Genomic DNA, 14,125 nt, shown 5'->3' with positions numbered 1-14,125 from the left:
AATGTTAGCACAAATGATTAACCCATATTATTTACAAGTTATGTCATTTATTCTTATAAATATTATTTTAGGTGTGAGTATCTATATTACATTATCTACTGGACAGCTTTCATTAGGACATGCTGGTTTCATGGGTATTGGTGCTTATACATCTGCAATATTAACAATTAATTATGATGTTCCATTAGTGATCGGTATCATCTGTGGGGCTGTTTTAGCATCTTTAGTAGGAATCATGATAGGTATGCCGACTCTTCGATTACAAGGGGTATATTTAGCAATTGCAACACTAGGATTTGGGGAAGTTATACGCGTTTTATTTGTTAATTTAGAAGGAATAACGCAAGGTGCGATAGGGATTTCTTCGATTCCACATATTGGGCGAGAAATTTTTAAAACATTAAGGGAATTCGGATTTAATGCTCAATCTTTAGGATTACAAAACAATCAGTTCGTAAGTATAATAGTTTTCATCCTCCTTCTGCTTGTTACGATTGTATTAATCATTTTCTTCGTGAGACAACACCATTCTAGAGTTGGACGAGCATTTGCAGCAATTAAAATGGATGAAAGTGCGGCTGAAGCAATGGGTATAAACATTACCTATTATAAGATTCTTGCGTTTGCTCAAGGAGCACTAGTCGCAGGTTTTGCAGGTGCATTATACGCCCATATTACCTCATATATTAGTCCATCTGATTTTGCTTATCATAGAGCTGTTGAAATTCTAATTTTTGCAGTATTTGGTGGAAGTGAAGTAATTTGGGGACCGATATTTGGTGCTACTTTTTTGACTGCAATGCCAGAAGTGTTACGTGAACTTAGTGAGTATCGCTACATGATTTACGGTGCAATTCTCGTATTAATGATGGCTTTTCGTCCACAAGGATTAATTGATTACAATATGATTCATAAGATAAGTAAGTTCAAAAAAAAGAAAAAACAACATACGAACAATAAAACAGAAGGGGAGAGTCCGAACCATGGTTCTGGAAGTTAAAAATATTTCAAAAAAGTTCGGAGGTATTCAAGCTTTGACAGATGTCTCTTTTTCAGTAGAAAGTGGGGAAGTCTTTGGACTAATAGGTCCAAATGGTGCTGGTAAAACAACAATGTTTAATATCATGACAGCAATGTTTTCTCCTACTTCTGGTACGATTACTTTTGAAAATCAAACATTAACAGGTATGAAGTCACATGACATTACAAAGATAGGAATTTGTCGAACCTTTCAAAACATACGGCTCTTCCCAGAAATGACTGTACTCGAAAATGTTACTGTAGGACAACATTCCAGAACATATAGTGGGGTATGGTCGAGCGTGTTCAGAACAAAAAAGCAACAACAAGAAGAAAGTCACATACGCAAGAAGGCACGGGAGCTATTAGAGCTGGTTGGTTTAAGTGATTATGAAGATACGTTTGCAGACAACTTAGCATATGGACAGCAACGTAGGCTTGAAATTGCTCGTGCTTTGGCGAGTGAACCAAAGTTATTGTTGTTGGATGAACCAGCAGCAGGGATGAATGAGAAGGAGACGAACGACTTATTTGAGCTAGTACAAAAAATAAAAAAACTAGGGATTACCATTTTATTAATTGAGCATGATATGCCACTTGTAATGAGAATTTGTGATCGAATGGCTGTGTTAAACTTTGGAAAGAAAATCGCTGAAGGCGCACCAAATGAAATTAAAAATGATCCTGTTGTTATTGAAGCCTACCTCGGTCGAGAGGAGGAAGAAGAACTTGCTTAATGTTAGAAATATTCATACTTATTATGGAAATATCCAAGCGTTAAAGGGAGTAACAATTGAAGTTCCTAAAGGGAGTATCGTTACGATACTTGGTGCAAATGGAGCTGGAAAAACAACAACAATGAAAACAATTGCTGGTGTATTAAAACCGAAACAAGGAACTGTTGAGTTTCTAAATAAAGATATGACATTGTATCGTCCTGATCAGCTTGTTGAAGAGGGGATTGCTCTAGTGCCAGAAGGGCGTGCAATTCTTTCAGGTATGACTGTATTAGAAAACCTTGAAATGGGTGCATATACTCGTAAAGATGGTGAAGTAAGCAAGGATTTAGAAAAAGTAATGGATCGTTTTCCAATTTTAAGGGAACGTAAATCGCAATTAGGTGGTACACTTTCAGGTGGTCAACAACAAATGCTTGCAATTGCTAGAGCATTGATGTCCAAGCCAAAGTTATTACTATTGGATGAACCTTCGATGGGACTTGCACCACTTATCGTACAAGACATTTTCGAAATTGTAAAAGAAATAAATAACGAAGGTACAACAGTATTACTCGTTGAGCAAAATGCAAGACAGGCGTTAAAAATTGCTGATTATGCATACGTTCTAGAAATTGGTAAAGTTGTTAAAGAAGGACCAGCAATAGAATTGTTAGAAGATACGAGCATTAAGGAAGCATATTTAGGTCATTAGGAACTATATACTTATATTTAGTCGTTGTGATCAAGTATTAGTTTGGTATGCAGATCATTTTATATACGTTCAAATTAAATAATGTAGGGATAAGTATTTATTGTACGGACTTTCCATTTATAAATTCTTTGTGGATAAGGAACAATATAAAAGCTTGAAGAACTAAATCGACAAGCAATAGTTGGTACAGGAGGGGAAACGAATGAACAACATGAACCGACTAACGAAGAATTTCATGAAAATGAGTCGTACAAAGAAGTTGATGAAGCCTTTTCGAATGAGAAGAAATAATAGGACAAATAGTATACTCTCCATAGTCGGAGTAGGGGCAGCAGCTGTTTTTTTCAGCATGAACCGAAATCGCGATATTATGTCATCTAAAACGTTTAAAAGTATCGCGCAGAATTTACAACATTCTTCCATGCCTATAAGACAAGCTATTACTGAACTAGGGGAAGAAATTATTCCGACAAACAAGTCAAATCAACAACCAAATATTCAAAATACACCTGGAGAGTAACGTAATACAATCGATTAAAACAATTTATTCGAAATGCTGAAGATAGATTGAAACCCACTTCAATTGTTCGTCGTTTTGAAGTGGGTTTTAATATAATCTTTGTAGATATTTCATTTTGAATAAGTAGTACTCTACTACTTATTTTTCAGATGCATTCATTAATTCAAATTGTTCAACTGACTTTTCTACACCGTTCACTATTATAGATAATTTATGAATTCCAGGGTAGTACTTACGAGTTGTAATGAGTTTGAATGAATGATTACGATTTATTCGTTCATCAGCTTGTGTGAATTCTCTTTCAGATATTTTAAATACTTTCTTTGTTAATTTCCCATTTGCTCTCATGAAATAAATAGCATATTCAAGTCTTAATTTAGCATGTTCTTCATTATTTTTGTGAATTATAAATGAAAAAGATAGTTGGTTCCCAATCTGAACCTTTTGATTAGTTATGTTTAAGTTTTTTACATCAATATGTTTAGGGTTATCGAAACCAAAAATTTGTAATGCCTCTGTATGTCCTGATTTTAGCAATGTTCTAAGGCCATGTTTTACTATCCAATCGGTTGTCTTTGATTGTCCATACCAATCTTTAGCAATAGTTAGTACGAGTTCAGGATGGTCTTTAGAAATGTCATTTAAGTTGTTCGCTACACTTCTTCTAACATATTCCTCAGAATCGTTTTTTAACAATTGTAAAATTGGAATAATCATAGTTGGATCTTTTTTAAACTCAGGTAAAGAAATTGCCCAAGGTAATCTAGTTCGACAACCTTCACTTGCAAGTCTACGAACGTGATGATTATCATCTTGTGCCCACTGTAGCATTTTGCTCATCATTCTTTCTTTATCTTTTATGATGAATGGTCGAACTGCAAATTCTGATGAAGAATATTTTGTGAATAATTCTAATGCATTGATTGAAACATCCCAATTCTCTAATCCATACATTTCTACATAGTTAGGAAATATCATTGGAGCAAATCCATAAGAAAACGAATAATCAGGAGCCACTTTCATTATTATTGATATTGCAGATTCAAAATCTTTCGGAAGGCAATCATGTAAGCACTTTGTTACATGATTCATTCTTTCCTTTAATTCATAATTATCCCAGTCGTTATTGAAAACTAACATATGGAATTCTTTTTTTTGAAACTTTGAATCATAATTTAAAATAGATTCTGCAACCTTATTGATGAAGGTTTCATTATATGTATTTTTAATGGGTTCCATAAAATCCTCCTATAGTATGTTATTGAAATAACAGAAATAATCCCTTTTTGATTAGACATTAACAAGTATAAGTAATTCAAAGTAGTTTCAGAAAATTTCACTTGAAGAAATCCATTTCATGCTGTTATTTCAATTTTAACAGAATAAATTACTAGCATTCTAGCGATAATTTTGGGAATCAATGTGGGAGGTTTGAGGGGAACGTAGAAGGGGTTTTGTGTAATAGTAAGGTTCAGTTTACTTTCTTCATTTAGTAAACTGAACCTTACTATCTTTATTGTTTTTTAATGGGAAAATTTTATCTAACAACAATTTATGATTATTTTAAATTGTTTCTATTAAATTTAATAATTCAACTTCATTGAGTTCATAAAGGTGACGATTATCAGGTGATTTGAAAATACCATTATCTATGAGTAGTGAAATCCAATCGTCCTTTTCTGATTCAGAAAGTTCGATTTCGTCATTCAATGAGTTTTCAGCTGTTTCCAAATCAAATGTTAATGAAAGTTTATCAACTTGTTTATTTTCTGCTTTAGATTTTCCTTCTGTCTCTTGAAGAGATATATTTTCATCAGATTCGTTAGTATATGCAGTTTTTAATGTATCAGAATTCTCTTCACTATGTGCAACTACACTATTTGAACTAAGGCTACTTAATGTAATTGCTCCTGCTAATGTAAGTGCTCTAAGTTTGTTCATAATATACTTAACCTCCAATTAGTGTGTCTTCTATTATTTACCCTCTTTTTAATTAATAGAATCACATTTTCAAAAAATATTTATTGCATATTATGCAATTTCTCACATTATTACGTATTTAATATAAAAAAACCTTTACCACGAATGGTAAAGGTTTTAGACAAATAAAGACCTTTACCAACTGATAAAGGTCTTGCTAACAACGTAATGTTGCCAACAAAGCCGAGAGTAATATACTCCGTAATGACGACTTTGCTGTTAAAGCTACTCCCCTTTAGGAGATGTATTCAATTATTATGTAACTATAGTATAATACACATAGTTATTTTGTCAATTGATAACCGTTATGCATTGTCATATCTATAATAAGTCAACATCGAGATTGAACGGGATACTTTTATTTACTGAAGTAATAGAGAAGAGAAGGTCAATCGTACCTGACTTGTTCATGACCTTCTATAATATATTCGAGTTCCGTAAGAAAATTTAATTGCAGCGGCCCAGGTAAACAATCTATTATTTGTTTGATCTCTGGCAATTGTTCAGCCGATTCAATCGAGTATGGTCGTGTATCTAATTGTTCGAACCAAACTTTTAATGTATCAATGAATTCATAGAAATGTCGTTCAAAACGTTCTGCCCATTCTTCGCCTTCATGATCAGAAGTATTTTGCATATTAGACCAGTCTTCTAGTGAAATAGTTAATTTATCAAGTACTTGTTCAAACATTTTATTACTCCTTTCCGAGAATGTTCAAAAAGTCTGGGGAAAATGACTGTCGAATAACTGAGTTGGTTTGATTTTTCCGCTCCTCATATACCTTACAAACATACACTCCGGTGCTCAAACCTTCGCCTCCTTGTTCTTCTCGGTACTTTTTATCCTCCTTTTTGAACACGATCTTTTAATATTGATTCTTTTTAATAACCTTTTCAACAACTTCATGTAGTTCATCAGGTCGAAGAAACTCGACTGGAGAGAACCCTTGCTTGTCAAACGAGATAGAGTCCCCTTCAATCAAAACTACATATCTGTCATTGACTTTAGCCACATGAATTTGTTCTGCAAAATCTGAGAGTAATCCCTTTATTGATATATGGTCTATTTTCATTTTTAAGTCCACTTCTGGGCTATGTTCTATGATTTGAGATGTTGCCTCAGTTACTTGATCTGGTGTTAAGTGCTCTCTAATTTCTCTTTCAGCACTTGCTTCCCAAACTTCGATTTCATTTTGAAATGACAAACGTTCTTGACTTTCTGGTTCATATGTTTGTTCAATGTGCTGTTGTACCATTTCCATAACTTGATTTTTCATTATATCTGGCATCGCATCTTCATATTGAACAAATTTTAAAAAGTCCTCGAAATAATTAGCGTGAGAGGATTGGTGGATCTTTAGTTCTCCTTCTTCTATTATTCCCTCTTCTGGCATATATGGATATTGTATCGATTTCATATTCTTTGTAGTAATTGCCATTTCAACATGATGAATGAGACTATTCTCATCTGTGATTGAAGCTACTTTCGGTTCAAAATCACATTTCAATAAGAATACAAAAGGTTCATCAAAATATTTACTCAGTTTTGCACGAGCTGTAATTAACGCACCACCTCGAACTGCACTAGTTTCTACATATGCTCTAACGAATTCATTGCTTGCATCTTGAAATGAAGGTTCATCGGTTACTTTACGTAATCGATTAAAGAGATTGAAATTAGGATTTGAATCGTATCCATAGCCAGGTTCGATAATAAACCGTCCAATTTTCGTTGGTGCCTGTGTTGATTTTGGATGTCTTTCAACTTTACGTTTACTAATTTTCATCAATTCTCCATCTAGAAATCCCTTAAGTGCACTATTTTCATATGTTTCCGAATTTAAAGTTTGAAAATGCTTGTAAGATTTATCTGTTTGTTCTTTATTTTTGTTTACTTCAACGACAAAGAAAGATAAATATTCTATTTCAAAGTCCATAATGTTCATTCCTTTGATCAAATTTAAAGTGTATAGATGATGAAAAGTTTACATGAGTTAAGATAGAGGTTCAACAGTAGCTATTATTATTTGCTTGATTTTTATTAAGAGCGGGTTTAATTAGTAATTATATATGTTAGATGCTTCGATGACTGGTGTTAAAGTGAAAACTTTATAAAATGGGCGTTTAAATTTCGTTAGGTACCTTGCATTATTCACTACTGATTGGTAATATATAGTTGTGGTAAACATTGTATAAATTGTTTTAATTAGGATGTACTAGTAATAAAATAAAGGGGGTGTTTATAGTGAATGTCCAATTTAAAAAAGGTGTTTTAGAACTATGTGTACTAATTCTAATATCGAAGAAAGATCAATACGGTTATGAATTAGCTCAAAATATATCGAATAAAATTCAAATGGCGGAAGGGACATTATATCCTTTATTAAGAAGATTGACTAAAGAAGAATATGTCACAACTTATCTGGCAGAGTCAACTGAAGGTCCCCCAAGAAAGTACTATTCAATGACATCTAAAGGTAACGATTACATGATTATGTTAATTAAAGAGTGGGAACAATTCTCGAGGGCTGTAAATCTATTTATTAAGGAGGGGATAGAAAATGAACAAACATGAGTTTTTTCTAAATCTTGAACACTTACTTGCGCCAATCCCAGAGTATGATCGAAAAGAAATTATTTATGATTACGAAGAACATTTTGAAGTTGGGATGGAAAATGGAAAATCAGAAAACGAACTAATTGCTGAATTAGGATCTCCACAAATGATTGCACGTGATTTATTGTCCGATTATCGAATTGAGCGAGCTGAAAAGGATAAATCAGTGAAAAATTTATCACGTGCCATTTTTGAAACGATAAGTCTTAGTTTATTAAATATTGTATTTGTATTAGGGCCAGTTATAGGGTTAATCGGTGTATTTGTAAGCTTATGTGCAACTTCTATTATCTTAACGTTATCACCAGTATTAATGATTGTTTCAATCTTAATTGGAAATTCATTTGGAGATGTGTTTACTAATATTTTTGTTGCGATCACCTTATGTAGTCTAGGGTTAATAATGGGTATTGGTATGATTCATGTTGGAAAGTTTTTTTATAATATGATTCTTCGTTACATTAAATTCAATATTCAAATTGTAAAAGGAGGAAAAAGAGCATGAAGAAGTTGTTGATAGGTTTATTCGTTTTGTTCTTCATAGGGGTTATTGGATCAGTCGTTTCAATAAAAGCTTCAGGAGGTTTTTTCTCAAATTTAGTTGATTTATCTGATAGGCAAGTAATTATAAATAAAGATATAAAAAATGTCGATATCAATTTTTCATCATCAGATATTATTGTTATTCCTTCTGATGATGAGAACTTTATTTTCGAAGTTAACGGAAAAGTAAGTAAGAAGCTTAAAGATAATTATAAACTTGATATCTCAGATAATGGTGATAGCTTAAAGGTGAAATTCCGTAAACCAAATACGTATTTTCATATGGGAATAACGATGATGGATACTACGGTTACGGTGTATTTACCTGAAAAAGAATATGATAATGTTAAAATACACAGTTCTTCCGGAAAAATTGATACTGAAGGCGTTAATGCTAATGAGTTAGAAATATCCGCTTCCTCAGGCAATATATTTATCGATGGAGTGCAAGCAGATGATATAGAAATATCCGCTACTTCGGGAAATGTAGCAACTGAAAATGTTAAAACAGACAAAATAGATGTATCCGCAACTTCAGGGAACATAAAAATTAAAGATCAAATTGCAAATGAATCTTACTTTAAAGCTTCTTCTGGCCATATGTTCTTAACGAATGTTTTTGGAAATATTAACGCGAAAAATTTATCAGGTGATATAAATATTACTAATGAAGAGTCAACTGGAAATATTCATGCAAAAGCTTCTAGTGGCGATGTTGAGGTTGAATATTTGAATACACCTTCTTCATTGTATATCGACTTTAACAGTAGTTCTGGTAGAGGTCGTATCGATATTGATGGTATAAACTATGAAAAGAAAGAGAATGATCGAATAATTGGGACAATTGGTTCAGGAGATTATGAACTACAAGTTAATATTTCTTCAGGCAACTTTTCACTCCAATAATTGATTGTATACAGTGTAACGGTTGGTGCCTGACGTATAGGTAAGCCATTAATAATTATAAAATGCGAAATGTTAAGTTTAAATAGCACGTCTTCTACTTTTGAATTTAATTTTTGATTCAAAAGTTTTTTTATTTTCGTGATTATTAGAGTACTTGTGTTACACCTAAAGCTAGATGACATATGAGTAGTTTAGTTGAATGAAAGCAAATGTTAAAATTGAAGGATTGAAATTTCCAAATATTATAAAACTACGATTGTTGCTACCATTGAATGCATCAAAATTTATTATAACAGGAGAAAAAATATAACAAGAAATCATTTAAAACACTTCAAGAAATAAATGTACAATCTAAAGTCTGTGAATAACAATTTATTTTATTTAACCTTAATTAGAACGATGCATTATTAAATTGATTCATACTTATTGAAATTGAAAAGATGGGGTTGAATATAACCAGAATGATTCTGATAACGTAATAAGTACAAAAATAAAATACTAAGTATTATTAGTAACATACTTAGCTCATCTGACATACTCATGTTGAGCATTTTACTATAAAATAACAATATGTTTATGTTATGATCAATTCGTTAAATTATATAAAATGAGGTGCATGTATGAAAATAGAAGTTTGGTCTGATTTTGTTTGTCCATTCTGTAATATTGGTAAACGTCGTTTGGAAGAGGCGTTAGAACAATTTCCACATAAAGATGAAGTAGAGGTTGTATATAAAAGCTTTGAACTTGATCCGAATGCAAGTGTAAATACGGATAAAAGTTTATTTGAAGTTTTAGCATCAAAATATGGAACTTCGGTAGAACAAGCGAAGCAAATGAGCGATAATGTAGCTCAGCAAGCTGCAACGGTTGGGTTAGATTTCCAATTCGATAAATCTATTCCAACGAATACTTTCGATGCCCACAGAGTAGCGAAGTTTGCAAAAGCAAAAGGCAAAGATACTGAGCTTACAGAGCGTTTCATGTATGCACATTTTACAGAAGGTAAGAATATTGGTAATCATGATACGATTACAGAAATTGCTGAACAAGCTGGCTTGGAAGGGAAAGAAGTCAGAGACGTCCTTTCTGGATCAGGCTATGAACAAGAGGTACGTACAGAAGAAGCTCAAGCACAGCAAATTGGTGTCCAAGGTGTTCCATTCTTCGTTATAAATGAAAAATATGCCATTTCTGGTGCGCAATCAACCGAAACATTTGCAGGTGCATTGAATAAAGTATGGCAAGAAGAAAATGAGGCTAGTCCATTACAATCACTAAATTCAAAAGGTGTGCAAGGGGAAACTTGTAGCGATGATGGCTGTGACATTTAATTAATAATTCAGAATTAGAAAAGGTGGACTTACTCAAACTTGTAAGTCCACCTTTTTTGTTACGCATTATATGAAAGCGTATTAATGTAATCAAAATTGAGAATTGACAAAGTTAAACATGTAAGCCATTAATGAGGGTTTTTGTAGATTATCTTTTCGATTATTAACTGTTTTTAATAAAATCAGTATTATGAAAACAATCCAATCTTTCTTTACTGAAAGGGCATTAAAATCTTCATATCATTGCTCATTTAATATTAATCGAACTGCTTCGATTAGATGTAAGATATATTTAATTATTCCGAAAAATAGTAATAAATAAAGGAGGTATCTGTTTCACCTTATGGAATTATGTAATAGATGATGCTATTTCATCATATCGAATTAAATTAAAGGAGGATGTAATGAAAAAACAATAGATGTGTTCGGATCATTTAGGTAAATAATTTGAAGGAGCTACTTAAGAGGTTTTTGGTTTCGATACAATTAAGTTTTGAAATTAGCAGTCTTGTTCATAAGGGAATTCCAATTGTTCTTGAGAAAATTCCAGAAACGATTCATGATGGGAACCATTAAGTATAAATTAACCTTAATTCTTCTGAAATTGTAAGCGGTTACAACAAAAAAAGATTAAGGAATCCCTTGCCCAATTTATCTTGGCGAAGGTCAAGAATTATTAGGAGGAATAAACATGAAAATTACAGATATTGATGTTCAACATATTTGTTATCCAATGTCAGTTCCATTTAAGGCAACTTGGGCGGCTGGAAGAGTCCAACCTTATCACGATCTCATTCTAGTTCGTGTCAGTACAGACGAAGGTATTGAGGGAGTAGGGGCAACAGTTGGTTTTTTAGGCAATGAGTTCAAAGTATTTATAGAAGAAAAGCTCAAGCCGTTGCTGTTAGGTAGAAATCCATTAGAAATTAGTGAGATTCATAAGCATCTAGAAGCAGCAACACTATTCGGAAACCCTCGTCCATGGGTAATTGAACATGCTTGTTGGGATATTAAGGGTAAATATTTAAAACAACCAGTAGCTAATTTACTTGGTGGATCGAATAAAAGGAAAATACCTGCTTATGTAAGCACAGGTGAATTAAAACCAATTGAAGAGCGTCTTGAAGATATAGAGTACTATATTGAAAAAGGATTCAAAGCAATAAAGATCCGCTTCCATTCTCCAAATCCAAAAGATGATTTGAAAATGATTGAGGCAATTCGTGAAAATTTTGGTTCACAGATGGAAATTATGGTTGATGCTAATCAAGGGTGGAAGGTTAGTGCAGAAGAATCGACTTGGTCATACCATACTGCTTTACAAATTGCACTCGAATTAGAAAAGATGGGTGTGTACTGGCTAGAAGAACCATTGAATCAGTTTGATTTTGAAGGGTTAGCAAGGCTACGTTCTAACATGAAAACGCTTCGCATTGCTGGGGCTGAAATGACCTCTAAAATGCATGAAATTAAACAACTATTAAAACATGAATCTCTTGATGTGTATCAGACGGATGTCGTTTTCTCTGGTGGAATCACAGGTGGAAAGAAAATTGCGGAATTAGCTGAAATGAACCAAGCTCTATTCACTCCGCATACGTGGAGTAATGGTATTGGATTAGCAGCCAACCTGCAGTTAGTTGCTGCGATTTCAAATGGAAGTTTTGTTGAGTTCCCTCTAGAAGTTAAGAGCTGGACGCTGGAATCCAGAGACTTTATGTTAGACAAACCAATTGATATCGATAGTGATGGATATGTGATTATTCCTGATGGTCCAGGTTTAGGTATTACTTTAGATGAAGAGAAGATTCAAAAATACACTGTGAAAGAGAATAGTACAATAAAAGAGCTTATACGTTAAAGTATGTAATGCATCATAACACATGGAAGTTCGATTAAACGTCAACCTGTAATCTAAACTTTAAATTCTGTAGAGTAGATAAGAACAATCTACTTTACAGAATTTTTAAATTGTTAAGATGAAATGTTATTCTAAGTCAGTATCTTTGCAATTCTAAATATATATTTGTTTTTTCATTCTATACAACATTGTAAAATAACTACAGGAACAAGTTAGTAAGGAGTTAAAATCATGAGGTATTAATAATTTGTAAAAAGGGATTATTCATTAGAAAAACAAGATGAATTAAAATTTCACATACCGTATTTGAGTAATAAATTAATATGTTTAAATTACAACATTTTAAAGCCTGGTATGATTAATGTATACAAATAATCATTGAATAAGTGAAATAATTCATCTTCAGATGTTTACAGTGCACTTTTTTTATTATTAATTATTTGTCTAAATTGTGTTGGATCATAATATCTATTGACTGTTTTATAGATTTCAATATAAAATTAGTATATTCAATAAAATAGTTCTCCTAAAGGGGAGTAGCTTTAACAGCAAAGTCGTCATTACGGAGTATATTACTCTCGGCTTTGTTGGCAACATTACGTTGTTAGCAAGACCTTTATCAGTTGGTAAAGGTCTTTATTTGTTTAAAACCTTTACCATTCGTGGTAAAGGTTTTTTTGTTATAGAAATGTGGTAGATATAAGAAAGGTATCTTAACTGGAAGATAAAAAGATAGGAGATGTTTTCTGTGGCAATTGAAATGATAAAAGTGATTCCTTGTAAATGCGAAGGCAATGAGCCATTTTGTGAAACATGTGGTGGTTCAGGTAGATTAAGAGCAGAAAAAGATCCGTTTGATTCAAAATCGTTTCATTCGAATAAATACACTAATGAAAAACAGGTAATCAACAATTTTGATATTGTGAATAAATGGTTAATAGAATCTGGTATATTACAATCGAAACTTATGATCACATTTAAGAAAGATGGATTCATATACACAATCGTTTAAATAGTTGTCATATCAATTTTAGAACAATCCTGTTAATGTCATTTCATTTTCCTAAGCTATAATATAGACCTCTTCTCCTTAATTTATATTTGATAAAGTAGGGTTCTATAACAATAGAGAATTATACAGAAATCAAAAAGTCAAAATGAAATTGTAGGAGTATTGGAAGGAACTCTTTAATTATGAGAGTTCCTCGTAACAATATGAAAAAAGACGATATTCTACTTTTTTTGTTTTTCTCTAAATCTCCTTACTTTTATTAAATTTGCGCATTTAGTACAGCAAAATTTTTTGCTATTGTTTTTACTCGTATCAAAAAAGAAAAATTGACATTCTTTATTTTCACAAACTTTAATTTTTTCATAATGATGTGAAGCTATTGTTTGTGCAAATGATAGTGCAATTTCACTCATTACCCATGTCCAATTATTTCTAATGGTTGTTTTACAACTTTTATAGTATCTGTTATTTCAATTTTTTGATGAAAAGTTGTAGATTCAATTAATTTGTTTAAGGTTTTCCAACTATCTTCAGAGCATTTTTCATTTTGAAGATATTCTTGAAGCATTGTTACAAGCAAATTTCTCAATTTGATCAAGCTTTCAATGTTGTCATTAGTAGGTTGAGCAAGAGAATCTAGCCCAAATCTAAGAACAAAATCCTTTATCCAATTCCTATCATATAATACTTCATTACCTTTAAAATTTTGATGCCATTGACTATTGATGAATTCTAAAAACAACTAATGTAACCTCCTAAAATATGTTTGATTCGTTACACACTATTTGGTATGATTTCATTATACATAAGTAACTGTTAATAATGAATTTAATCGTTACAAGGAGGTTGTTTATGAAGGTTTATATTGCAGGAATACCAAGCTTTGCTGGTGCTTTATATT

At 32.2% G+C, this 14,125-nt stretch carries 16 protein-coding genes; 10 read left to right on the top strand and 6 right to left on the bottom strand.

Features of this window, described 5'->3' with window-relative positions:
- Nucleotide 1 precedes the first annotated feature (1 nt).
- The 4 genes from BFG57_RS08790 (at nucleotide 2) to BFG57_RS08775 (ending at nucleotide 2,971) form a co-directional block, all read left to right on the top strand.
- Complete coding sequence (locus BFG57_RS08790) at nucleotides 2-1,000, top strand: branched-chain amino acid ABC transporter permease (RefSeq protein WP_069717118.1); 999 nt, start codon at nucleotides 2-4, stop codon at nucleotides 998-1,000.
- On the top strand, nucleotides 984-1,757 hold the full coding sequence (locus BFG57_RS08785; RefSeq protein WP_069717117.1) for an ABC transporter ATP-binding protein: 774 nt from the start codon (nucleotides 984-986) through the stop codon (nucleotides 1,755-1,757). Before BFG57_RS08790 ends, BFG57_RS08785 begins: the two co-directional genes overlap by 17 nt.
- Nucleotides 1,750-2,451: an ABC transporter ATP-binding protein gene (locus tag BFG57_RS08780; protein ID WP_069717116.1), complete on the top strand. Its 702-nt coding sequence runs from the start codon at nucleotides 1,750-1,752 to the stop codon at nucleotides 2,449-2,451. Before BFG57_RS08785 ends, BFG57_RS08780 begins: the two co-directional genes overlap by 8 nt.
- A gap of 202 nt (nucleotides 2,452-2,653) precedes the next feature.
- On the top strand, nucleotides 2,654-2,971 hold the full coding sequence (locus tag BFG57_RS08775; RefSeq protein ID WP_069717115.1) for a hypothetical protein: 318 nt from the start codon (nucleotides 2,654-2,656) through the stop codon (nucleotides 2,969-2,971).
- 138 nt (nucleotides 2,972-3,109) lie between these two features.
- On the opposite strand, the gene BFG57_RS08770 is transcribed toward BFG57_RS08775, so the two are convergent.
- From BFG57_RS08770 to BFG57_RS08755, 4 genes are all read right to left on the bottom strand, one after another.
- Complete coding sequence (locus tag BFG57_RS08770) at nucleotides 3,110-4,210, bottom strand: DNA alkylation repair protein (RefSeq protein ID WP_069717114.1); 1,101 nt, start codon at nucleotides 4,208-4,210, stop codon at nucleotides 3,110-3,112.
- A 324-nt stretch (nucleotides 4,211-4,534) separates the two neighbouring features.
- Nucleotides 4,535-4,912 carry a Fur-regulated basic protein FbpA gene (gene fbpA, locus BFG57_RS08765; RefSeq protein ID WP_069717113.1) on the bottom strand — a complete coding sequence of 126 codons (378 nt, stop codon included), beginning with the start codon at nucleotides 4,910-4,912 and terminating at the stop codon, nucleotides 4,535-4,537.
- A 427-nt stretch (nucleotides 4,913-5,339) separates the two neighbouring features.
- Nucleotides 5,340-5,642, bottom strand: a complete 303-nt coding sequence (locus tag BFG57_RS08760) for a hypothetical protein (RefSeq protein ID WP_069717112.1) — start codon at nucleotides 5,640-5,642, stop codon at nucleotides 5,340-5,342.
- Between the two features lie 175 nt (nucleotides 5,643-5,817).
- Entirely contained in the window at nucleotides 5,818-6,888 is a 1,071-nt protein-coding gene (locus BFG57_RS08755) for a DUF3900 domain-containing protein (protein WP_069717111.1), read from the bottom strand.
- Between the two features lie 308 nt (nucleotides 6,889-7,196).
- Here BFG57_RS08755 and BFG57_RS08750 point away from each other — a divergent pair, with 308 nt between their 5' ends.
- The 6 genes from BFG57_RS08750 (at nucleotide 7,197) to BFG57_RS08725 (ending at nucleotide 13,224) form a co-directional block, all read left to right on the top strand.
- The gene (locus BFG57_RS08750; RefSeq protein WP_069717110.1) at nucleotides 7,197-7,526 is read left to right on the top strand and encodes a PadR family transcriptional regulator; all 330 of its coding nucleotides are present in this window, start codon (nucleotides 7,197-7,199) and stop codon (nucleotides 7,524-7,526) included.
- Nucleotides 7,513-8,073: an HAAS signaling domain-containing protein gene (locus BFG57_RS08745; protein ID WP_069717109.1), complete on the top strand. Its 561-nt coding sequence runs from the start codon at nucleotides 7,513-7,515 to the stop codon at nucleotides 8,071-8,073. The genes BFG57_RS08750 and BFG57_RS08745 overlap by 14 nt, the downstream gene beginning before the upstream one ends.
- Nucleotides 8,070-9,017: a DUF4097 family beta strand repeat-containing protein gene (locus BFG57_RS08740; RefSeq protein ID WP_069717108.1), complete on the top strand. Its 948-nt coding sequence runs from the start codon at nucleotides 8,070-8,072 to the stop codon at nucleotides 9,015-9,017. The genes BFG57_RS08745 and BFG57_RS08740 overlap by 4 nt, the downstream gene beginning before the upstream one ends.
- Nucleotides 9,018-9,637: 620 nt before the next feature.
- Nucleotides 9,638-10,351: a DsbA family oxidoreductase gene (locus BFG57_RS08735; protein ID WP_069717107.1), complete on the top strand. Its 714-nt coding sequence runs from the start codon at nucleotides 9,638-9,640 to the stop codon at nucleotides 10,349-10,351.
- A 691-nt stretch (nucleotides 10,352-11,042) separates the two neighbouring features.
- Nucleotides 11,043-12,212 carry a mandelate racemase/muconate lactonizing enzyme family protein gene (locus BFG57_RS08730; protein WP_069717106.1) on the top strand — a complete coding sequence of 390 codons (1,170 nt, stop codon included), beginning with the start codon at nucleotides 11,043-11,045 and terminating at the stop codon, nucleotides 12,210-12,212.
- A 748-nt stretch (nucleotides 12,213-12,960) separates the two neighbouring features.
- Nucleotides 12,961-13,224, top strand: coding sequence for a hypothetical protein (locus tag BFG57_RS08725; protein WP_069717105.1), 264 nt, complete (start codon nucleotides 12,961-12,963; stop codon nucleotides 13,222-13,224).
- Between the two features lie 221 nt (nucleotides 13,225-13,445).
- On the opposite strand, the gene BFG57_RS19615 is transcribed toward BFG57_RS08725, so the two are convergent.
- A complete protein-coding gene (locus tag BFG57_RS19615) occupies nucleotides 13,446-13,637 on the bottom strand; it encodes a CGNR zinc finger domain-containing protein (protein WP_069717104.1) in 192 nt (63 codons plus the stop codon).
- On the bottom strand, nucleotides 13,637-13,966 hold the full coding sequence (locus tag BFG57_RS08715; RefSeq protein ID WP_069717103.1) for a hypothetical protein: 330 nt from the start codon (nucleotides 13,964-13,966) through the stop codon (nucleotides 13,637-13,639). Before BFG57_RS08715 ends, BFG57_RS19615 begins: the two co-directional genes overlap by 1 nt.
- Nucleotides 13,967-14,125 lie beyond the last annotated feature (159 nt).

It is taken from the genome of Bacillus solimangrovi (genome assembly GCF_001742425.1).
GTDB lineage: Bacteria > Bacillota > Bacilli > Bacillales > Bacillaceae_N > Bacillus_AV > Bacillus_AV solimangrovi.
The sequence above is the reverse complement of the archived record's forward strand: the minus strand, read 5'-3'. Positions and strand labels throughout refer to the sequence as shown.